Below are 20,698 nucleotides of genomic sequence, written 5' to 3'. Positions count from 1 at the left end.
CTGCCGACCGGGCGCTCGATTCGCTCAGAAGTCGAACTCGCCGATGTTGTCGGCGTCGAACACGAACGGGTCGCCGAGCAGCACGACTCCGTCGTCTCCGACCGTGTACTCGCCGAGCTCGCCCGCCGTGAAAGTGTCGCCCTTCTCGCCGGTGATGTCGCCCTCGATGAGCGCCTGGGCCGCGAAGGCCGCGAGGTAGCCCAGGTCCTCCGGGTTCCACAGAGCGAAGGAGGTGACGGTGCCGTCTTCGACGTACTCGCGCATCTGGTTCGGGGTGCCGAGGCCGGTCAGCGAGACCTTGCCCTTGTAGTCCGAAGTGGACAGGTAGCGGGCCGCCGCGGCGATGCCGACCGTCGTGGGCGAGATGATCCCCTTCAGGTCGGGGTGGGTCTGCAAGAGCGCCGCGGTCTTGTCGAACGACGTCTGGTCGTCGTCGTCACCATAGACGGTCTCGACGAGAGTGATGTCGGGGTAGTCGCTGGCGAGGTACTCCTTCATCAGGTCGATCCACGCGTTCTGATTCGTCGCGTTCGCCGAGGCCGAGAGGATCGCGATCTCACCGGCACCGCCGATCTGCTCCGCGATCTGGTCGACCTGCACCTTCGCGATGCCCTCGGAATCCGCCTGGTTGATGAAGACGTCGCGGCACTCCGGGTTGGTGTCGGAGTCGAAGGTGACGACCTTCACGCCGGCATCGCGCGCTTCGTTCAGCGCGTCGCAGATCGCCTTCGGGTCGTTCGCCGAGACGACGAGGGCTCCGACGCCCTGCTGCGTGGCCGTGTTGATGTAGCTGACCTGGGCGTCGGGGGTGGCCTCGGCCGGTCCGACCTCGGCGAAGGTGCCGCCGAACTCATCGACGGCTGCCTTGCCGCCCTTGCTCGACGTGTCGAAGTAGGGGTTTCCGAGGTTCTTGGGCAGGAAGGTGACGGCGAGGTTGGCGTCACCGCCGCTGCCGCCGTCGCCGCCGTCGCCGCCGTCGTCCCCGCCGGTGCTCGCGCATCCGGACAGGGCGACCGCTGCGGCCACCGCGAGGGCGGCGAATGCGGTCACACGCTTACGTGCAAACATCATTGTTCTTTCCTTTCGTGAGGTGCCGCGACTGCGGCGTCGGCGTCATGAAGCTGTGGAGGTGGCGCCGGTGGTTGAGCGTCCTGGTCTGCGTCGGGTCTTCTGCAGCCAGGCGAGGAGGCTGGCGGCCACCACGGAGACGACCAGCAGGGCACCGGTGATGATGTTGATCACATCGGAGGTCACATTCATCAGACGCAGCGCGCTGGCGAGCGAGCCGATGAGGAGCGCTGCGGCGACGACACCGTAGATCTTGCCCCGCCCGCCGAACACCGACACTCCGCCGAGGACGACGGCGGCGATCACTTGGAGCTCCAGGCCGGTGGCGTTGTCACCGCGGGCGCTGCCGTAGCGGAGCGTGTAGAACACCCCGGCGAATGCGGCGACGAGTCCGGAGAGCGCGAAGAGGATGAACTTCGTCCGCTCGACGTGCACGCCGGAGAAGCGGGCGGCGTCCTTCGCGAGACCGATCGCGTAGACGCCACGACCGAACGGCGTGTAGTGCAGCAGCAGGATGAAGCCCACCAGCAGGACGAGGAACGGGATCATGACCACAGGAACCGTCGTGCCCGCGATCTTCGCCTTGGCGAGGTCGGTCCAGAACTCCGGGAACTCCGTGACCGCCGCCGTGCCGAGAATGCCGACGGCGAGGCCTCGGAACAACGCCAGCGTCCCGATGGTGACGGCGAGCGACGGCAGACCGACCACGGTCACGAGGAATCCGTTGAAGGCTCCGCCGACAAGGCCGACGAACAGTGCCGCAAGGGCGGCGACCTCGAACGGGATCCCTCCCTGTACCAGCGCTCCGGTGACGACGCTGGAGAGGCCGACCATGCTGCCCACCGACAGGTCGATCTCACCGGTGATCATCACGAGCGTCATCGGCAGGGCGATCAGCAGGATCGGGGCGATGTCGAGGAGCAGGTAGGTGAGCGTGATCGGCTGGCCGAAGCCGCGGACGGTGCTCGCGGACACGATGACGACGAGGACGAGCAGGGCGACGATCGCCATCTCTCTGGTGAGAAGGACGCGTCGCCACAGCGGCTTGTCGAAGGCGCGGATGACCCGGGTGGTCGCGGTCGTCGTGGTCGCGGCGGTCATGACTGGTCCCTCGCTTCGATGAGCCGACGTTTCTGGCGGACGGCGAGGACGCGGTCGAGCACGATCGCGCCGATGATCAGGAGGCCGACGACGGCGCGCTGCCAGAAGTCGGGGATACCGAGGATCGGGAGAGCCCGGTTGATGGTGAGCAGCAGCACAGCACCGATCGCCGCGCCCCACACGGAGCCGATGCCGCCCGTGATCGCGACGCCCCCGATCACGGCTGCCCCGACCGCGTCGAGCTCCCACCCGGCCCCGGCCTGCGAGTTGATGGTGCCGTAGCGGGCGGCATAGAACACGCCGGCGAGACCGGCGAGGGCACCGGAGACGACGAACGCGGTCAGCACACGGCGAGTGACACGGAGGCCGTACAGCTCCGCGGCAGCAGGATCGGAGCCGATCGCGTAGTACTCACGGCCGCCTCGCGTGTTCTTCATGTACCAGGCGGCGCCGGCGAGGACGATGAAGGCCACCATCGTGAGGATCGGGATTCCGACGAGCTGCCCGGTGCCGAGGGCCAGGAAGTCCTTCGGCATGTCCGAGGCGTTCACCCGGTCGCTGCCGGTCCAGAGCACGTTGATGCCACGGTAGGCGTAGAGCGTGCCGAGGGTGATCACCATCGCGGGCACCTTGGCGAAGGCGACCAGGGCACCGTTGACGAGTCCGAGAAGCGCTCCGAACACGACGGCGGCCACCACGACGATCACGATCGGGATCCCGGGGACGTCGATGAACAGGCGACCGGTGAGGTAGGCGGTGAGCCCCATGACCGAGCCGACCGAGAGATCGACGTTGCGCGTGATGAGGACGATCGCCTGCCCGACCGCGACGAGCACGAGGATCGACGGTGTGAGCAGCAGGTCGCGCCAGCCGTCGGGGCTGAACAGGAAGTTCGAGTTGTTCGTCGTGGCGGCCACGATCACGAGCACCAGGGCGAGCAGGATGCCGAACTCCCGTGCCCTGCCGAGCGCGGAGAGCCTCTTCGTCATCGAGGAGACGGGGATTGCGGTGGTCACGAGGGAAGCTCCGATGCGTGCGTCGCGGCGTACATGACGTTCTCGGACGTTGCCTCCGAGCGGGCGATCTCTGCGGTGATCCGCCCCTCGCGCATGACGAGGACGCGGTCGGCCATGCCCAGCACCTCCGGGAGTTCGGACGAGATCATGAGGACTCCCATGCCCTTCCCCGCGAGCTCCGAGAGCAGCCGGTGCACCTCGGACTTGGTCCCGACATCGATCCCCCGGGTGGGCTCATCGATGATGAGAACCCTCGGCTGCGTGGCGAGCCACTTGGCGAGGACGACTTTCTGCTGGTTGCCGCCGGAGAGCGTGGCGGCGACGGTGTCGAGGGCGTGAGTCTTGACCTCGAGCCTGGTCGCCCACTCTCGGGCGGCGCGGTTCTCGATGCCGGTGGTGAGCAAGCCCAGCTTCGCGAGCTGGCGACGGATCGAAAGGGTGATGTTGCCGCCGACGCCGGACTCGATCACGAGTCCCTGCTTGCGGCGGTCTTCCGGCACGAGTGCGAGGCCGGCACGCATGGCGTCGGTGGGACGCCCGCGCGGGATACGCACGCCCTCCATCGTGACGCTGCCCTCGCGATAGGGATCGACCCCGAAGACCGCACGAGCCACCTCGCTGCGCCCCGCGCCGACCAGACCGGCAAGCCCCACGATCTCTCCCGCCCGCACGGTGAAGGAGATGTCGTGGAAGACACCGGGACTGGTGAGGTTCTCGACTTCGAGGAGCGGAGCGCCGACGGTGGTCTCCTGTTTCGGGAACAGCTCGGTCACCTCCCGGCCGACCATCTGGTGAACGATCTCCTCCACCGAGGTGTCCGCGATCGCGCTGGTGGCGATGTAGGCGCCGTCGCGCATGACCGTGACCGTGTCGCAGAGGGCGAACACCTCGTCGAAGCGGTGCGAGATGAAGATGAGCGCGCGCCCCTCGTCGCGAAGGCTCCGCGCGATCGTGAAGAGACGATCGACTTCGACGCCGGACAGCGCGGCCGTCGGCTCATCCATGACGAGCAGGCTCGCGTCGAGGGAGACGGCCTTGGCGATCTCGATGACCTGCTGGTCGGCGATCGACAGACCTTCCGCCGGACGGTCGGGATCGATCGTCACGCCGAGTCGGGTGAACAGACGCTCGACCTCGTGCCGCATGGCCTTGCGATCGATGCGTCCGAAGCGCCCCGTGGGCTGGCGGCCCATGAAGATGTTCTCGGTGACGGACAGGTCGGGGAAGAGCGTCGGCTCCTGGTAGATCACGGCGACGCCCGCGCCCTTGGACTGCGCGGTCGAGGTGAAGTCGACGTCTTCTCCGTGGAAACGGAAGATGCCGTCGTCGCGCTGATACAGTCCGGCGACGATCTTCACGAGGGTGGACTTGCCCGCGCCGTTCTCGCCGACCAGAGCGTGGATGGATCCACCGTCGACCGAAAGAGTCCCGGAGCGGAGCGCGACCACCGCGCCGAAGGACTTTCGGATGTCGCGGAGTTCGAGCGCCGGCGGAGAGCCTGGAGCCCCTGAGGGAATCGTCATTGATCGGACCTAAACTGCAGAGCGTTCCTGCGGATTGAATCGTTTTAAAATATTGCGCATCTGTAAACTACGACCCTCGGAGTCTGACTGTCAAGTCATGGAACAGGCGATGGTACGTTTCAGGGACAGGTTTCACGGGTCCCGCCGAAAGGAAGCGCCGTGGTCGTCAGTGTTCGAGATGTCGCTCTCGCCGCATCCGTCTCCGTGGGGACCGTGTCGAATGTGCTGAATCACCCGGACAAGGTCTCCCCGGCCACCGTGGAACGTGTCACAGCGGCCATCGAAGAGCTCGGCTTCGTGCGCAACGATGCGGCCCGGCAGCTCAGGGCCGGCCGCAGCCGTTCGATCGGCCTCGTGGTGCTCGATGTTCGCAACCCGTTCTTCACCGATATCGCGCGGGGAGCGGAGGAACGCGCCGCCGAGGCGAGGATGACCGTCACCCTCGGCAACAGCGACGAGAAGGTCGAGCGCGAGCGCGCCTACATCGACCTGTTCGAGGAGCAGCGCATCGCCGGACTCCTCATCTCCCCCCTCGCCGACGATCTCCCGCGTCTGCGCCGCCTGCGCGACCGCGGCACGAGCGTGGTGCTCGTCGACCGCGAAGTCGCCGACGAGACCTTCTCCTCGGTCTCGGTCGACGACGTCGGCGGCGGCTACCTCGCCGTCCAGCACCTCGCGTCCCAGGGTCGACGACGCATCGCCTTCGTCGGCGGTCCGATGAGCATCCGCCAAGTCGTCGACCGGCTGGAAGGGGCCAGCAAGGCGGCCAGTGAGGCCGGCATCTCACTCGAAGTCATTCTGACCGACTCGCTGAGCGTGCTCGCCGGTCGCACCGCGGGCGACGCCCTCAGCGCGCGCGCCCCGGAGGATCGACCGGATGCCGTCTTCGCCGCGAACGACCTGCTCGCGATGGGCGTGTTGCAGGCGCTCATGATGCGGAACAGCATCCGGGTGCCCGACGAGATCGCCCTCATCGGGTATGACGACATCGACTTCGCCGCGGCTGCCGTCGTCCCGCTCTCGTCGATCCGCCAGCCTGCCGAACTCATCGGCTACACGGCCGTCGACCTGATGCTGCGAGAAGCGGACGGGCAGTCGAACCCCGAGCGCGTGGTGTTCCAGCCGGAACTCATCGTGCGGGAGTCGACTGCTCGACACGCCTGAACCTGGTCTGAGAAGAGGGCTCAGACGCTCCCTGTCCCATACCTCTCTCCCACGGGCACCGGAGCGGTCAGGACGTTGCCCGGCTGCGCAAGCGGACAGGCCCAGGCGGGGTCGTAGGCGCAGGACGGGTTGTAGGCGAAGTTGAAGTCCAGCACGATCGTGCCGCGCTCTGCATCGGACCCGAGATCGGCGCCCTTGATCGTGTCGACCAGATAGCGACCGCCGCCGTACGTGCCACCAGGACTCCCCGCGAGCCCGTCACGGACGGGGACGAACAGACCACCGCCGTAGGAGGCCAGTCGCCAGACATCGAGCGACCCGGCATCGGGGATCTCGACGCGGCCGACGCGCTCGAACGGCACGACACCGTCGGTGCCGGTCTCGAAGTCGAAGCCGCCGGCTTCGGCGGGCAGGATCGGAAGCTCGAACCTCCATTCCGGGTCGTACGAGGCGATCGGCAACCCCTCGAACAGGGCGCGGTCCGGAGGCAGCAGCGGGGTGGCCGGATGCCGGAGCATCAGGTCGTCGCGCTCGATCCGCCAGAGTTCGTGCGCCTCTTCCGGGGAGTCGGCCAGACGCACCGCGGCGTAGAGCGCGAAGACACGTCGGCGCCAGTCGACGACCTCGACGGCGGTGCGTGCGGCGTTGGCTGTCATGCCTCCAGGCTACGTGTCGGGGGCGACATGTCGGCGATCATCGCCCGGTACCCCTCCTCGTAGGTCGGGTACTCGAGGTCGCCGAGCACGGCGCGCAGCAGAGCCCCGTCGTACACGAAGCCACTCGGCCCTGCGGACCCCACGTCGGGCGGCACCTGACCGCCCCATTCCTGCGCGATGAAGCGGACCACGTCGCCGAGCGGTGCGGGGCGCTCATCCACCGCGTGCACGAGCCGGGGCGGAGCATCCATCCGCACCAGAAGATCGAGCGTGCGGACGAGGTCGCTCTCGTGGATCCTGTTCGTGCGCCGCTGATGGTCTACCGCGGCCCCCTCCCGCACCTTCCGGAGCAGGAACTCACGGCCCGGTCCGTAGATCCCGGCGGGCCGGACGACCGTCGCGTCGAACAGCTCGATCGCGGCCCGCTCACCATCGCGGAGCCCCCGCGAGCGGTCCGTCGCTTCCTCGGGCTCGTCGCTCTCGGTGAGCGGTCGCGCGGACCCCGCCCCGTCGAAGACCCCGGTCGACGAGACGAAGACGGTGCGGGCAGGAGGAACCGGCAGCGCCCGAGCGAGACGAGTCAGCGCGGCACGGTAGCCGGAGACCTCCCCGGGCGGGGGAAGGGTGACGACCATCGCCTCGACCTCGGGCAGTGGCGGCACCGAGGCGGACACGTCGGCCGTGATCGCCGACACCCCTCGCGACAGCGGCCCCTCGGTCCGGCGCACAGCGAAGACGTCACCGCCGTCGCCGATCAGGCGTGTGGCAAGACGCGCGGCGAGTCTGCCGGAGCCGACGAGCAGGGTGCGAGGGGGCGGAGGTGCGGGCGCGTCTTTCATCCGTCCCAATCTCGCACACGCGGCCGGGAGCGCGTTGCATCGGATGCCGCCGGAGGCCCAGGAGCCCTCCGGCGGCATCCGCTCCGCAGGTCAGAACAGGGTGTAGCCGCCGTCGACCACCAGCACGGTGCCCGACATGAAGCTCGCCGCGTCGGAGGCGAGGAACACCACGGACGGGCTGACCTCACTCGGCATGGCGTAGCGCTGCTGCGCGGAATCCTCGATCCAGAAGCGACGGAACCGCGGCTCGTCCACCGGCGACATGTCGGTCTTGATGTATCCCGGGGCGACGGCGTTGACCCGCACGCCCGCCGGAGCCCACTCCGCCGCGAGCGACTTGGTCAGGTGGTGCACGGCGGCCTTGGAAGCGTTGTAGGCGGGCTGGAACTGAGGACGGTTGACGATCTGCGCGGAGATCGACCCGACGTTGACGATCGAGCCGGAACCGCGTCCCACCATGTGCGCACCCACCGTCTGCGACATGCGCCACAGCGCGGTCAGGTTGGTGTCGATCACGTGCGACCACTCGTCATCGGTCACCTCCAGCGCCGGACGGTGGATGCACGCACCGGCGTTGTTGATGAGGATGTCGAGGCTCCCGCCGGCCGCCTCGATCGCCTCGGCCGCGATGCGATCGACGGAAGCGCGCTCTGTCAGGTCGCCCAGGACGACCCAGGCGCGACGGCCGCGCTCCTCGATCTCGCGCACGACGTCGTTCGCGGCCTGCTCATCGCGGCCGTGCACCACGACGTCCGCTCCGGCTTCTGCCAGCGCACGGGCGAACTCCCTTCCGAGGCCGCGGGTGGCGCCGGTCACCAGAGCGGTGCGGTCGGTGAGGTCGAATGCGTTCATGACGCTCATGCGTCGTCTCCTTCGGTCAGAGTGATGATCGCGTCGGCCCGGTGCCGGGTCGCGCGGATGAGGACGGCGTTGGGGCCGTCGACGTCTGTGGCCCAGCGCACGGCCTCGGCGTGCGGCCGGCCGAACGACTGGTGCCGGGCGACGAGCCGGCGCACGCGGAGATCCTCCGGCACGTCGAGGTACCACACCTCGTCGAGGAGCGGACGGATGCGTTCCCACCCGTCCGCGTCGTGCAGCAGGTAGTTGCCCTCGACGACGACCACACGGTCCCGAGCGCACAAGGGGAGCGCTCCGGCGACCGCCGCGTCGAGGTCGCGGTCGAACCTCGGCGCCACCACGTCCTCCCCCGCCCGCAGCCTCGCGAGCTGGGCGGCGAAACCGTCCACGTCGAAGGTGGCGGGAGCACCCTTGCGGTCGCGCAGCCCGAGGCGGTCGAGGTGCTCGTTGGCGAAGTGGAAGCCGTCCATCGGGAACGACGGCTCGCCGAGCGCCTCGGCAAGCGTCGACTTGCCGGCCCCGGGCGGACCGACGATCCCCAGCAGGAAGGGACGTCCGTCCCGGGCGAGCCGACGGGCCCTGTCACGGGCGTCGGCGAGGGTGAGGTCGCGCATCGCGGGATCCACCTTCCTGGTGCGAGCGGGCAGACGTCGGGGGAACAGGCGGGCGCCTGCTCCCCCGACGACGGTTTTCTCAGGGTTCGAGGGGCCTCACTGCTCGAGGAGGCCGGCCTCCTTGTACAGGTCGATGTACTCCTGCACGTTGTCCTTCGTGATGAGCGGGTTGCCGATGTCGACGTTCACCTCGTCCTCGGCACCCGTGAGCAGATCGTGCACGGCCTTGAGGTTGAGCTCTGCCAGCTCACGCGCGTTCTGCAGCGAGGTCGCCGTCATGGTGCCAGCCTCGATGAGCAGCACGGCTTCCGGGGTGCCGTCGACGCCGTACGCGAGGATGCCGTCGAAGCCGCCCTTGCCCTTGACCGCTTCCAGAGCGCCCGAGGCCATGTTGTCGTTCATCGAGATGATCGCGTCGATCTGCGGGTTGGCGAGCGACCAGTCCTCCATGAGGGTCATGGCCTCGTCCTTGTTCCAGTTCGCGATGTCCTCGGCGACGATGTTCACATCGGGCCGCTTCTCGAAGAACTCCGCCTCCCAGGCGTCGCGACGAGCCGTGCTGTGGAAGTTGCCTGCCGGACCGTTGAGGACGACGACGTTCGCGCCCTCGGGGATCTGCTCGACGGCGAGTTCCGCCACCACGGCACCCTGCTTGTACGGATCGGCGTCGACAGAGTTGCCCCCGGTCAGTCCCTCCACGCGCGGGTTGGTGGTGATGGTGACGATCCCGGCGTCGATGGCCTGCTGGATGTACGGCAGCTGGGCGTCGGCGTTGTTGGCCTGGATGATGACGGCGTCGAAGCGGTTGGCGATGGCGTTCTCGATCATCTTGTTCTCGATCTCGTCATCGGCCTGGCCGTCGAAGACCTCGAGCGTGATGTCGTCGTAGGTCCCGGCCTCCGCCTTCATCTCGTTGGCGAGCCATGCGGCGAACGAGTCGGCCTGGGCGCGGGCGATGTACGCGACTCGGTACTCGTCCTTGTCCTCGCTGGCGCCGCCTCCGCCTCCTGCCGGGTTCCCGGTGGTGACGGCGCAGCCGGCGAGGCTGATCGCCGCGGCTGCTGCGGCGCCGAGCGCGATGATCCTGCGGGTAAGACTCTTCATTGTCTTCTCCTGATTTCTGTGTGGGTGGGTGAAGCGGTGCGGAGGGGAGAGGTCAGGCTTTCACCCGGCCGCCTCCCGGATCGGAAGAGGGAGAGGAGACCGGGAAGGGATCGCCCTTCGTGTCGGACTTGAGGATGGTGGTCTTCGCCTTGCCTCGCTTGCTGAAGACGTCGTAGGCGACGGCGACCACGATGATGGCGCCCATCACGATCTGCTGGATGTACGAGCCGATACCGATGAGGTTCATGATGTTGCCGAGGATGCCGACGATCAGTGCTCCCGCGAGGGTGCCCATCACCGTTCCGACGCCGCCGGAGAAGCTCGTGCCACCGATGATCGGGGCGGTGATGGCCTGCAGCTCATAGCCGACGCCCGCATTGGGGAGTCCGGCGTTGACGCGCGACATGAAGATGACACCGGCGATGCCGACCAGCGCACCGTTGACGAGGAACGCCTGGTACTTCACGCGCTCCACGGAGATGCCTGCGGCGCGCGCCGCCTCCTCGTTCCCGCCGACCGCGTAGACCGAGCGGCCGTAGCGGGTCTGGTTCATCAGGTACCAGATCACGATCGTGACACCGATCAGCACCAGCACCGGGATCGGCAGCCAGCCGAGGTTCCCCTGGCCGATCAGGACGAAGTCTCCGAGCTGGAGGACGTTCTGGCCCTGGGTCAGCTCGAGGACAGCGCCGCGGGCCATGAGCATCATGCCCAGCGTCACGATGAACGCCGGGGTCTTGAGCGTCGCGACCAGGAAGGCGTTGACGAGGTTGCAGAGCATGCCGATGAGGATGCCGGCGAGGATCGCGAGCAGCAGGTTGCCGGTCGACTTGTACACCATGACCGAGACGACACCGGCGAAAGCCATCACGGCTCCGGCGGAGAGGTCGATCATGCCGCCGATGATGAGCGTCATCGCGCCGAAGGCGAGGATGGTGATCACCGCGACCTGGCGGAGCACGTTGAAGATGTTGTCCGAGCTCAGGAAGTTCGGGCTCAGGAAGCTCGCCGCGACGATCACCACCAGCAGGATGATGTAGATCGAGAAGCGGTTCACCTCGAGTCTCTTCAGGGTCTGGAGCATTGTCATGCCACCTCGATTTCATTCATGGCGTAGGTGAGGATGGTTTCCTGCGAGAACTGATCGGGCGTCAGCTCCGCGGTGAGGCGTCCGGCCGACATCACGTAGATGCGGTCGCACATGCCGATGAGCTCGGGGAGCTCGGAGGAGATCATGAGGATGCCGCGCCCCTGGCGGGCGAGCTCGGTCATGATCTTGTAGATCTCGAACTTCGCCCCGACGTCGATGCCGCGGGTGGGCTCGTCGAGCAGCAGCACCTTCGGGTCGGAGATCAGCCAGCGTGCGAGGAGCACCTTCTGCTGGTTGCCGCCGCTGAGATTGGCGATGCGCGTCTGGAGGCTGGGTGCCTTGACGTTCATCTTCTGGAAGTACTCGGTGACGAGCTGCTCCTCTTCGCGCCGCCGGGCGAAGCCACCGCGGATCACCTTGCGCAGACTCGCGAGCGTCGCGTTCTTCATGATGCTCAGCTGCGGCACGATGCCGACGAGCCGGCGGTCCTCGGAGAGCATCGCGACGCCCGCCTTGATCGCCTGGGTGGGGTTCTTGATCCTGATGGTCTGCGTGTCGACCTCGATCTCGCCGCTGTCGAGCTTGTCGAGTCCGAACACCGCGCGGATGACCTCGCTGCGTCCGGCGCCGATGAGACCGGCGAGGCCGACGATCTCCCCCGCACGGATATGCAGGTCGATGTCCTCGAACATGTGAGCGGCGGAGAGCCCGGTCGCGCGGAAGACCGTGTCGCCGATCTCGACCTGCTCCTTGGGGTAGGACTGGTGATCGAGATCACGGCCGACCATCTGCGCGATGACCTGGCTCGAGGTGATCTCCGACGCGGGCTGCGAGCTGACGACCGTGCCGTCGCGCAAGACGCTGATGTCGTCGGCGAGCTCGAAGACCTCGTCCATCTTGTGCGAGATGTAGATGATCGACTTGCCCTGGGCCTGCAGATCGCGGATCTTGGCGAAGAGCGATTCGACCTCCTTGTGCGCGATGGCGGAGGTGGGCTCGTCCATGATCAGCACGTCGGCGCTGTGGTAGACGGCGCGCAGGATCTCGAGGGTCTGGATCTCCGAGACCGTGAGCGTGCCGAGGCGGCGGTTGATCGAGAAGTCCAGCCCCTCCTCGGCGAGGATGCGCCGTGCTTCGCTGCGGATGAACCGCCAATCGACCTTGCCGAGCTTCATCGGAAGACGGCCGAGGAAGAAGCTCTCGGCGATCGTCATGCCCGGCACGTAGTTGAGCTCCTGGGAGATCATCGCGATGCCGCGGGCGCGGGCGTCGATCGGGTTCTTGATCCGCACCTCCTCGCCGCGCACGCGGATCGTGCCGCCGTCGGGCTGATAGATCCCGTTGATGATCTTCATCAGGGTCGACTTGCCGGCACCGTTCTCCCCGCACAGGGCGTGGACGGTGCCGGGGCGCACGTCGAAGGACACGTCGTCGAGGGCCTTCACGCCCGGGAACGACTTCGAGACGCCTTCGACGGAGAGCAGCGTGTCGGTCATGATGCGGCCCTGACGGAAGGCTCCTCGACCCGTCGGGTGCGAGGCAGCACGATGCGCTTGAGCGAGTCGACGGCCCCCTCCCCCGAGAGCGCCTCCTCGACCTGCTCGATCCCGTACACGTGGGTGACGAGCGAGTCGAGCTCCACCTGACCGGACTCCAGCAGCGCGCGGGCGATCGGCCAGGTGCCGGTGTAGCGGAAGGTTCCGGTCACGTTGAGCTCGCGCATGGCGACCTCCGGCACCGAGAGCGGGAACTCGTCGGCGCTGCCGACCAGGACCACCGTTCCCCCGGCGCGCGTGGAGCGGATGCCGTTGACGATCGCCGGCGTCGCTCCCGAGGCATCGATGAAGACGTTGGCCTCCAGCTCGACGGTGGACTCGGCGGCCGGATCGACGACGCGGACGCCGTACGAGGCCGCCAGCTCGCGGCGCGCCGGGTTGATGTCGGCGATCACGACGTCAGCCGCGCCGAACGCGCGAGCGACCTGGGCGGCGATGATGCCGATGGGCCCTCCGCCGGCGATCAGCACGGTGTCGCCGACCTTGACGCCGCCCTTCTGCGATGCGGCGATGCCGACCGACAGCGGCTCCATGAGCGCCGCGGCGTGGTCGCTGATCGCATCGGGGATGTCGTAGGCGAAGTCGTCCTGGATGATCACGTAGTCGCAGAAGGCGCCGTCGATCGGCGGGGTCGCGTAGAACTCCATCTTCGGGCACAGGTTGTACTCTCCGGCGCGGCAGAAGTCGCAGCGGCGGCAGGGACGCTGCGGCTCGATGGCGACGCGTCGCCCGATGCGGGCGGGGTCGACCTCGGACCCCACGGCGACGATCCGGCCGCTCACCTCGTGGCCGAGGACCATCGGGCTCTCGACGATGTACGGCCCGATGCGACCGTGCTCGTAGTAGTGCACGTCCGAGCCGCACACCCCGACACTCGCGACCTCGACCAGCACCTCGTCGGCGGCGGGAACGGGAACGGCGCGCTCTTCGAGCACGAGATCCTTCACCCCTCGCAGCACACTGGCGGTCATCTTCGACGGAAGCTCAGTCATGAGAATCCTCTCTCTCCTGTGAGAACGGGGTGAGGCGAAGCTTCGGGGCTCGCACTCGTTGCATATTAGAACGTAAAACGAATGAGGTCAACATTGCCATTTCTGCTTTGATTTCGTGCTAAATCTCGGGAGCCAACGCTTCGATCTAGTCCTTGAAACGTCAAATCCACTAAGCTGACCAGATGACCAAGACGCCTGGAGCGCCGCCTCCGACGCTGACGAGCATCGCGCGGTCGCTCGGCCTGTCTCCGGCCACGATCTCGAACGTGTACAACCACCCCGAGCGCGTCAGCGAGGATGTGCGTGAGCGGGTGCTCGCGACCGCCGATGCGGTCGGATACCCCGGACCCGACGCCGCCGCGCGGCGATTCCGGCGCGGGAAGTCGGAGACGATCGGCGTCGTGTTCACCGACGAGATGCCGTTCGCCCTCGCCGACCCCGCATCCGTCGCCCTGCTCGCCGGGCTCTCGACGACCTTGCAGGAGGCGCGCCTGAACCTCCTGCTCCTCCCCGCCGGTCCATCGATCGACGAGTCGCGTGTGTCGAACGTGATGAGCGCCGTCGTCGACGGCTTCGTCTTCTACTCGGTGCCGGAGGGTGATCCGCATCTGCAGGCGGCACTCCGCCGCCGACTTCCCACCGTGGTCGTCGACGAGCCGCGTGACGACCTCGGGGCCGACTGGGTCGGTCTCGATGATCGCGCCGCCGCGGCCGAGCTCGGCGAACACCTGGCCGGTCTCGGACACCGGAAGGTGGGCGTGATCACCTCGCGGCTCGGACGCGCCCGCTACAACGGACCCGCCGACGAGCAACGCTGGACTCAGGCGGTCTACTCGGTGCAGCGTAATCGGATCGCCGGCCTCCGCGAAGGTCTGGGCGGCGCTCCCCTGGTGGTCGAGGAGAGGTTCGAGAACGCCGTCGAAGCCGGCGCCGCGGCCTTGCACTCGCTCCTTCAGCGTCATCCCGACCTCACCGCTGTCTGCTGCTTCGGTGACGTGCTCGCGATCGGCGCCCTCGAGGCCGCCCGCCGTCAGGGCCTGAGCGTTCCGGGCGATCTGACCATCACCGGCTTCGACGACATCCCCGAAGCGGGACGCATGGGCCTCACCACCGTGAGTCAGCCCCTCGTCGAGAAGGGCCGCATCGCGGGCGAGCTTCTGCTGAGCAACGCCCTGTCGGAGACACCCCGACGCCGCTTCCTGCCCACGGCGCTCGAGATCAGGACGACGAGCGGACCCCCGAGACGCTGAGAGCGTTGTGTCGAACGGTGCCGCGATCATGACGGCACCGTCGCCGAACGCACGGCTCTCGTCACGAGGTCCTCGAACTCGGCGCTCGCCGCGAGGGTGAGCTCGTCGTCGAAGAGCGCACGGGCGATGGTCGGTGCGAGCGTGAGATCGTGCGCCCCGCCCGCCGCGACGGCTGCCACCTGGTCGGGCGAGCGCAGACTGGCGGCCAGGATGCGCACCCCGGGCGCGCTGCGGGCGATCCGCTCGACCAGCGCGATGCCGTCACGACCGTTCTCGCTCGCCCTGCCCACGTAGGGGGCGATCTCGGTGGCCCCCGCCGCGGCGGCGAGCAACGCCTGTGCCGGGTGGTAGACGGCGGTGATCAGCACCTCGCGCCCGGCGCTCGCGAGCTCGTGAGCCACGGCGAGGGCATCCTGGGTCGCCACGAGCTTGATCACCACGTCATCGCCCAGCTCGGCGACGCGCCAGGCCGAGTCGCGCACCTGCGCACGCGTGGACCCACTGGCCTGTGCGTAGAAGCGCGTGACTCCCTGAGACCGCAGCCATGCGGCGAGCGCGGGCAGATCGTCCGATGTCAGGCCGGAGCGGGCGAGGATTGCGGGATTGGTGGTCACGCCCGCGAAGAGTCCCGTCGCCAGGAGCGGCGCGAGCTGGTCGCGGTCTGCGCTGTCGAGATAGAGCATGCGTCCCCCTAGAAGCTTCCGCCGTCGGCCTGCAGATCGGCGAGGCGGAGGTAGCGGTCCCAGACGTCCGAGCGGTCGGCGAGCGGCTCGGTGACGGAGGTCGTCTCGGGGCGCCAGGCGGCGGTCACGGCCGCCACGGTCTCGCCGCGCACCACTGCGGCGGCCTGGATCGCCGCTCCCCGAGCCGTTCCCTCCGGGGCGTCCACCGTGTGCACTGCGCGCCCGGTCACGTCGGCGATGACCTGTCGATAGGCGTGCGACCGCGCGCCGCCGCCGATCGCGATCGTGCGTCCCGTCGCCGGGATGCCCAGGTCTGCGAGGGCGCGCTCGCCACGGAACAGCCCGAACGCGACTCCCTCGAAGGCCGCGAGTGCCAGCTCCTCCCTCGTCGTCGCCGTGCTGAGGCCGGCCAGCAGGCCCCGCGCCTGCGGCAGACGCGGCGAGCGCTCCCCGTCGAGGTAGGCGGCGAGGACGAGCCGGTCCGGATCGAGTGGGGCGGCGAGGGCGAGGGCGGCGAGCTCGGTGTAGTCGACGCCGAGCAGACGTGCGATCGTCTCGGTGACCTTGGTCGCGTTGAGCGTGCACACGAGAGGGAGGTACCCGCCCGTGGCGTTCGCGACGCCGTCGACGGAACCGGTGAGGTCGACGACCGGATCGGACGTGGTGGCGAAGACCACGCCCGAGGTGCCGAGGCTGTACGCCACGTCGCCCTCGCCGAGTCCGATGCCCTGCGCGGCGAGGTGCTGGTCCCCACCCCCTGCGCCGACGACCGCCTCGGGGTCGATGCCGAGCTCGGCTGCGGCCTCGGGGTCGATCCGTCCTGCAGCCTCTTCGGGACCGAGCACCTCCGGCAGCATCGGCGCCCATGCGCGCTCCGCCACGACGTCATCGAGGATGTCGGTGCGCCAACGCCCCGTGTCCGCGGAGTAGTACCCGGTTCCCGAGGCGTCGGAACGGTCGGTCACCCGGCGCCGCGTCAGGCGGAAGGTGAGCCAGTCATGGGGAACCGAGATCTGACGCACGCTGTCGAAGATCTCTGGTTCGGTCTGCGCGAGGAGTGCCAGCTTCGTCACGGTGATGGCCGCCGACGGCACGATCCCGATCTGCTGAGCCCACCAGGAAGCGGGGTGCCGTTCGAGCAGGGCGGCGGCCTGCGGGCCGGAGGTCGTGTCGTTCCACAGGCGCGCGGGGCGGAGCACGCGGTCCGCTCCGTCCGAGACGACGAGCCCGTGGCACTGAGCGCCGACGCTCACACCGATGATGCGCACGTCGACATCACGTCGGGCCTGTGCCATCGCATCGACGAGCGCGCGCCACCACGACTCCGGGTCCTGCTGACTCTCAGGCGGATGGGTGACCGGATGCGGGGCGCGTCCGGTGGAGATCAGCACGCCCGAAGCGGCATCTCGGAGTTCGACCGTGCACGACTGCGTGGAGCTGTCGACTCCCGCGACCACCTCGATCATCGCCCGACCTCCTCCGGGGCGGGGACGACGACGCGGGGCGGATCGGCCGGAAGGTCCTCCAGCCGTCCCACGGCACCGGCCGGGTGCGTGGTCATGAACTCGGCCCAGGTGTATCCGCGACCGCGCATGAGCACTTCCGCCAGGGCGTCGCCCCACGCGGACTGCGCGATGGTGATGCCGGTCGCGACGATGCCGCCGATATCGGCCGAGGAGTCCACGGCCACCGCGACACTGTGGTCCGCGAGGCGTGCGAGCGGGGTGTCATGCGCACGGGTGAGCGAGATCACCCTGGCCCCGCGGCCCCGGGCGATGCGGGCCAGCTGCACGACCTCGTCGGAGGCGCCTCCGTTCGAGATGAGCAGGACGATGTCGCGGGAGGTGATCGCACCCGATGCGCCGTGCAGGCCGTCCATGGGCGAGAAGGGCAGCGACGGCGTTCCGGTCACGGAGAGGATGTGCGCCATCCGTCGCGCCACGGTGCCCGAGGTGCCGGACCCGCCGATGAAGAGCTTGCCCGTACCGGAGAGGATCAGAGACGCCGCGGTGACGAGGGAGCCGTCGACGGTGTCGATGAGCGCCGCCACAGCGTCCGCCTCCGCGCGCAGGCGTCCGCGCGCTACCGCCAGGATGTCTTCGTTGACCGTCAACACGTGCTCCTTCAATCGCGCGATGATTTCAGTCGCGCTCATCTGTGATGCTTGGATGTACGTTTGAGCATAGGAAATCCGCCGATCCCCAGGAAGGCAGTCGTCACATATGTCACAGATTCGTGATTTCGCCGCTCAAATGAGCGATGTCTCGACGGGCATGGACCATGAGCGCGCCCTCATGGCGGCGGTGGCCCGTGCCCACTACCTCGAGGACCGCTCGCGCGTGGAGATCTCGGAGGCGCTCGGGATCTCGCGCTTCAAGGTCGCACGTCTCCTCGCGCGCGCTCGCGAGGAGGGTGTCGTCACCATCGAGATCCACGATTGGGGCCTGCCCGATGTGGAGCTGAGCCAGCGCCTGCAGGACAAGCTCGGGCTGGAGCGCTGCCTCGTCGTGCGCTCGCACGGCGACGACGACACCGTCCGCCGCCAGATCGGCGGCGCCGCCGCCCGCGTCCTCAGCGAGAGCCTGCAGGAAGACGAGGTCCTGGGTGTCACCTGGGGTCGGACCCTGACGGCCACCGTCCGCCAGTTCGAGCACCTCCCCCGGCTGTCGATCGTGCAGCTGACCGGCGTCGTGGCCGGCGACCTCGCCTCTTCCCCCATCGAGGTCGTTCGCCAGACCTCGCGACGCTCCGGCGGCGACGTCTACCCGATCTTCTCCCCGCTCATCGTCGACGACCTCGAAACCGCCCGCAGCCTTCGTCGGCACCCCGACATCCGCTCGGCGATGGATCTGTTCCCCGATGTCACGACCGCGCTGCTCTCCGTCGGCGCCTGGAATCCGCCCGTGTCGCAGGTGCGCGACGTGCTGCCGATCGACGATCTGGCGAACGCGCTCAGCAAGGGATGCGTCGCCGACATCGCCGGCATCCTGATCCAGAGCGACGGCACGCCCGTCGACCCCGGCTTCCAGGACCGTTGCGTGAACATCTCCTACGAGCAGCTGCAGAAGGTGCCCCGCGTGGTCGCCGTCGCCGGCGGCGCGGCCAAGGCCGACGCGATCCGCACCGTGTCACGCGTCGGGCTCATCACCGAGCTGTTCACCGACCACACGCTCGCCGAGGCCGTGCTCGCGGAGGACAGCTGATGCAGATCGCCGGATCCCTCTGGTCCGTTCCCCCGGCGGACCGCCTGCCCACGGCGCTGCGGTTGCGCGACGCCGGCCTCTCCCGCCTGCACTGGGACACGACCGACGGCAGCTTCGCCGCGGCGGGCGGGTTCTCCCCCGACGCCGCCTCCGAGCTGGCGGCCGCGACGGGACTGGCTGCCGAAGCGCATGTGATGGCGCATCGCACGGCCTCGGAGGTGGACGCCTGGGCCGCGTTCTGCGACCTCGTGATCGTGCACATCGAGAGCGAGGATTGGAAGCAGGCGATCGACCGCATCGCGCGCCGCGGCGCTCTGCCGGGGCTGGCCGTGTCGCCGCAGACCCCGGCCACGGCGGTGCCGGGCGATGTCGCCGCGCTGTGCATGTCCATCGTGCCGGGACAGGCGGGCAGCGCCTTCGATTCCGGCGTCCTGGAGAAGATCGCCGCGCTGCGTGCCGCATCGCCGCGACGGCGGATCGGAGTCGACGGCGGTGTGCGGCGCATCCACGCCGATGCACTCGCGACCGCCGGAGCGGATTGGGCCGTGGTGGGGACGGATCTCGTCTTCGACCGTGAGGACGCGTGGGCGGATCTGCTCGGCGGCGAGGCGGACCCGTCGATCCCGCGAGCCGCACTGCGGGACGCTCGCTAGGCCGCGGGCGGCAGCTCCCGTCCGATCGTCCGCGCCGCCTGCCGCGCCATGCCCCACGCCACGAATTCGCCCGGGGGCGGGGCGGTCATCGGGATGTCGAGGATCTCGGGGGCGATCGCCCGCACCGCAGCCGACCGCGCGCCCCCGCCGATCAGGATGCCGCGGTCAGTGGGCACCCCGAGCTCGCGGATCGCGTTGAGACCGTAGAGGAGACCGCCGAACACGCCCTCGTACGCGGAGCGGGCGAGGTTCTCGCGTGTGGTCGAGGCGAGCGTCAACCCGAACAGCGTTCCCGTCGCATCGGGGAGGTTCGGCGTCCTCTCCCCCTCCAGATAGGGTTCGAGCACGAGGCCGCCCGCTCCCGGCGCGGCGGCGAGAGCGAGCACGCTGAGCCCCTCGTGGTCCACGCCGAGCAGAGCGGCGACCGTGTCGAACACGCGCGCGGCACTGAGCGTCGCCACGAGCGGCAGGTGCCCGCCGGCGGCATCGGCGAAGCCGGCGACGGTGCCGGTGGGGTCGATCGTCCGGTGCGAGCTGGTCGCGAAGACCGTCCCGCTCGTGCCGATGGAGACCACCACGTCACCGACCTGTGCCCCCAGACCCAGAGCGGCCCCCGCGTTGTCGCCGGACCCCGGCCCCACGGATCGACCTTCCGCGTCGTGGACCACGGCGTCGTGGGAGAGCACTCTCGGCAGGATCGCGTCCCGTCCGAGCGCGTCGCCGAAGAGGTCCCTGTCGTAGCCCTCATCGGTCCAGTAGCCGGTGCCGGAGGCCTCCGACCTGTCGGTCACGAGCTCGTCGAGATCCGGGCCGAGCGGTGCACCGGGTCCATACCCGCGCAGGCGCCAGGTGAGCCAGTCATGCGGGAGCGCCACAGCGCCCACGCGGCGAGCGTGCTCCGGCTCGTTCTCGCGCAGCCAGCGGACCTTGGTGAGAGTGAACGAGGGGACGGGCACGAGACCGGTCCGCCGCGCGAGAGCCTCCGCGCCGTACTGCGCGATCAGGGCTGCGGCGGCATCCGCCGAACGCATGTCATTCCACAGGAGCGCCGGGCGCACGACGCGCCCCTCGCCGTCCAGGGCGACCATGCCGTGCTGCTGGCCGCTGATGGCCCAGGCTCGGACATCGTCGAGGCCTCCGGCCGCGGCGAGCGCGTCCTGCAGTGCTCGCCACCAGTCCTCAGGATCGACCTCCGTGCCCGCTGGGTGCAGCGCACGGCCCTCGCGGACCACGGCGCCGGACTCGACGTCGGCGATGACGACCTTGCAGGACTGGGTCGAGGAATCGATTCCCGCCACGAGTTCCATGATGCGATCATCCCATGCCCG

20 protein-coding genes are annotated in these 20,698 nt (G+C 68.8%); 4 read left to right on the top strand and 16 right to left on the bottom strand.

Annotated features, from left to right (window positions below):
* Nucleotides 1-24: 24 nt before the first annotated feature.
* The 4 genes from rhaS to LC041_RS15990 are packed head-to-tail and all read right to left on the bottom strand — an operon-like array spanning nucleotide 25 to nucleotide 4,708.
* A complete protein-coding gene (rhaS, locus tag LC041_RS16005) occupies nucleotides 25-1,071 on the bottom strand; it encodes a rhamnose ABC transporter substrate-binding protein (protein ID WP_226534085.1) in 1,047 nt (348 codons plus the stop codon).
* A gap of 42 nt (nucleotides 1,072-1,113) precedes the next feature.
* On the bottom strand, nucleotides 1,114-2,169 hold the full coding sequence (locus LC041_RS16000) for an ABC transporter permease (RefSeq protein WP_226534084.1): 1,056 nt from the start codon (nucleotides 2,167-2,169) through the stop codon (nucleotides 1,114-1,116).
* On the bottom strand, nucleotides 2,166-3,158 hold the full coding sequence (locus LC041_RS15995; RefSeq protein WP_226534147.1) for an ABC transporter permease: 993 nt from the start codon (nucleotides 3,156-3,158) through the stop codon (nucleotides 2,166-2,168). The genes LC041_RS16000 and LC041_RS15995 overlap by 4 nt, the downstream gene beginning before the upstream one ends.
* Nucleotides 3,159-3,181: 23 nt before the next feature.
* Nucleotides 3,182-4,708 (bottom strand): sugar ABC transporter ATP-binding protein, encoded by a 1,527-nt coding sequence (locus LC041_RS15990; protein ID WP_226534083.1) that lies wholly within the window; start codon nucleotides 4,706-4,708, stop codon nucleotides 3,182-3,184.
* 159 nt (nucleotides 4,709-4,867) lie between these two features.
* Between LC041_RS15990 and LC041_RS15985 the strand changes: the two genes are divergently transcribed.
* Nucleotides 4,868-5,872 carry a LacI family DNA-binding transcriptional regulator gene (locus LC041_RS15985; RefSeq protein WP_226534082.1) on the top strand — a complete coding sequence of 335 codons (1,005 nt, stop codon included), beginning with the start codon at nucleotides 4,868-4,870 and terminating at the stop codon, nucleotides 5,870-5,872.
* Between the two features lie 20 nt (nucleotides 5,873-5,892).
* Here LC041_RS15985 and LC041_RS15980 read toward each other — a convergent pair whose 3' ends face one another.
* From LC041_RS15980 to LC041_RS15945, 8 genes are all read right to left on the bottom strand, one after another.
* Nucleotides 5,893-6,528, bottom strand: a complete 636-nt coding sequence (locus LC041_RS15980; RefSeq protein ID WP_226534081.1) for a DUF1684 domain-containing protein — start codon at nucleotides 6,526-6,528, stop codon at nucleotides 5,893-5,895.
* Nucleotides 6,525-7,367: a hypothetical protein gene (locus LC041_RS15975; protein WP_226534080.1), complete on the bottom strand. Its 843-nt coding sequence runs from the start codon at nucleotides 7,365-7,367 to the stop codon at nucleotides 6,525-6,527. Before LC041_RS15975 ends, LC041_RS15980 begins: the two co-directional genes overlap by 4 nt.
* A gap of 90 nt (nucleotides 7,368-7,457) precedes the next feature.
* On the bottom strand, nucleotides 7,458-8,228 hold the full coding sequence (locus LC041_RS15970; RefSeq protein WP_226534079.1) for an SDR family NAD(P)-dependent oxidoreductase: 771 nt from the start codon (nucleotides 8,226-8,228) through the stop codon (nucleotides 7,458-7,460).
* Nucleotides 8,225-8,839: a nucleoside/nucleotide kinase family protein gene (locus LC041_RS15965; protein ID WP_226534078.1), complete on the bottom strand. Its 615-nt coding sequence runs from the start codon at nucleotides 8,837-8,839 to the stop codon at nucleotides 8,225-8,227. Before LC041_RS15965 ends, LC041_RS15970 begins: the two co-directional genes overlap by 4 nt.
* 96 nt (nucleotides 8,840-8,935) lie before the next feature.
* Nucleotides 8,936-9,943, bottom strand: coding sequence for a sugar ABC transporter substrate-binding protein (locus LC041_RS15960; RefSeq protein WP_226534077.1), 1,008 nt, complete (start codon nucleotides 9,941-9,943; stop codon nucleotides 8,936-8,938).
* Between the two features lie 52 nt (nucleotides 9,944-9,995).
* A complete protein-coding gene (locus tag LC041_RS15955) occupies nucleotides 9,996-11,033 on the bottom strand; it encodes an ABC transporter permease (protein WP_226534076.1) in 1,038 nt (345 codons plus the stop codon).
* Nucleotides 11,030-12,529, bottom strand: a complete 1,500-nt coding sequence (locus LC041_RS15950; protein ID WP_226534075.1) for a sugar ABC transporter ATP-binding protein — start codon at nucleotides 12,527-12,529, stop codon at nucleotides 11,030-11,032. Before LC041_RS15950 ends, LC041_RS15955 begins: the two co-directional genes overlap by 4 nt.
* A complete protein-coding gene (locus LC041_RS15945; protein ID WP_226534074.1) occupies nucleotides 12,526-13,581 on the bottom strand; it encodes an NAD(P)-dependent alcohol dehydrogenase in 1,056 nt (351 codons plus the stop codon). The genes LC041_RS15950 and LC041_RS15945 overlap by 4 nt, the downstream gene beginning before the upstream one ends.
* A gap of 182 nt (nucleotides 13,582-13,763) precedes the next feature.
* On the opposite strand from LC041_RS15945, the gene LC041_RS15940 reads away from it, so the two are divergent.
* On the top strand, nucleotides 13,764-14,831 hold the full coding sequence (locus LC041_RS15940; RefSeq protein ID WP_226534073.1) for a LacI family DNA-binding transcriptional regulator: 1,068 nt from the start codon (nucleotides 13,764-13,766) through the stop codon (nucleotides 14,829-14,831).
* Between the two features lie 26 nt (nucleotides 14,832-14,857).
* Here LC041_RS15940 and LC041_RS15935 read toward each other — a convergent pair whose 3' ends face one another.
* The 3 genes from LC041_RS15935 to LC041_RS15925 are packed head-to-tail and all read right to left on the bottom strand — an operon-like array spanning nucleotide 14,858 to nucleotide 17,669.
* Nucleotides 14,858-15,514 (bottom strand): transaldolase family protein, encoded by a 657-nt coding sequence (locus tag LC041_RS15935; RefSeq protein ID WP_226534072.1) that lies wholly within the window; start codon nucleotides 15,512-15,514, stop codon nucleotides 14,858-14,860.
* 8 nt (nucleotides 15,515-15,522) lie between these two features.
* Nucleotides 15,523-16,980, bottom strand: coding sequence for a xylulokinase (xylB, locus tag LC041_RS15930; RefSeq protein ID WP_226534071.1), 1,458 nt, complete (start codon nucleotides 16,978-16,980; stop codon nucleotides 15,523-15,525).
* Nucleotides 16,977-17,669 (bottom strand): SIS domain-containing protein, encoded by a 693-nt coding sequence (locus LC041_RS15925; RefSeq protein WP_226534070.1) that lies wholly within the window; start codon nucleotides 17,667-17,669, stop codon nucleotides 16,977-16,979. Before LC041_RS15925 ends, xylB begins: the two co-directional genes overlap by 4 nt.
* Before the next feature lie 97 nt (nucleotides 17,670-17,766).
* Between LC041_RS15925 and LC041_RS15920 the strand changes: the two genes are divergently transcribed.
* Together LC041_RS15920 and LC041_RS15915 are read left to right on the top strand one after the other, a co-directional pair.
* Nucleotides 17,767-18,717 (top strand): sugar-binding transcriptional regulator, encoded by a 951-nt coding sequence (locus LC041_RS15920; RefSeq protein ID WP_226534069.1) that lies wholly within the window; start codon nucleotides 17,767-17,769, stop codon nucleotides 18,715-18,717.
* Nucleotides 18,717-19,370: a hypothetical protein gene (locus LC041_RS15915; protein WP_226534068.1), complete on the top strand. Its 654-nt coding sequence runs from the start codon at nucleotides 18,717-18,719 to the stop codon at nucleotides 19,368-19,370. Before LC041_RS15920 ends, LC041_RS15915 begins: the two co-directional genes overlap by 1 nt.
* On the opposite strand, the gene LC041_RS15910 is transcribed toward LC041_RS15915, so the two are convergent.
* Nucleotides 19,367-20,677, bottom strand: a complete 1,311-nt coding sequence (locus tag LC041_RS15910; protein WP_226534067.1) for an FGGY family carbohydrate kinase — start codon at nucleotides 20,675-20,677, stop codon at nucleotides 19,367-19,369. The two genes, LC041_RS15915 and LC041_RS15910, sit on opposite strands and share 4 nt — an antisense overlap.
* Nucleotides 20,678-20,698 lie beyond the last annotated feature (21 nt).

The organism is Microbacterium paraoxydans (genome assembly GCF_020524545.1).
Lineage (GTDB): Bacteria > Actinomycetota > Actinomycetes > Actinomycetales > Microbacteriaceae > Microbacterium > Microbacterium paraoxydans_C.
This window is presented reverse-complemented; position numbering and strand designations above follow the sequence as displayed.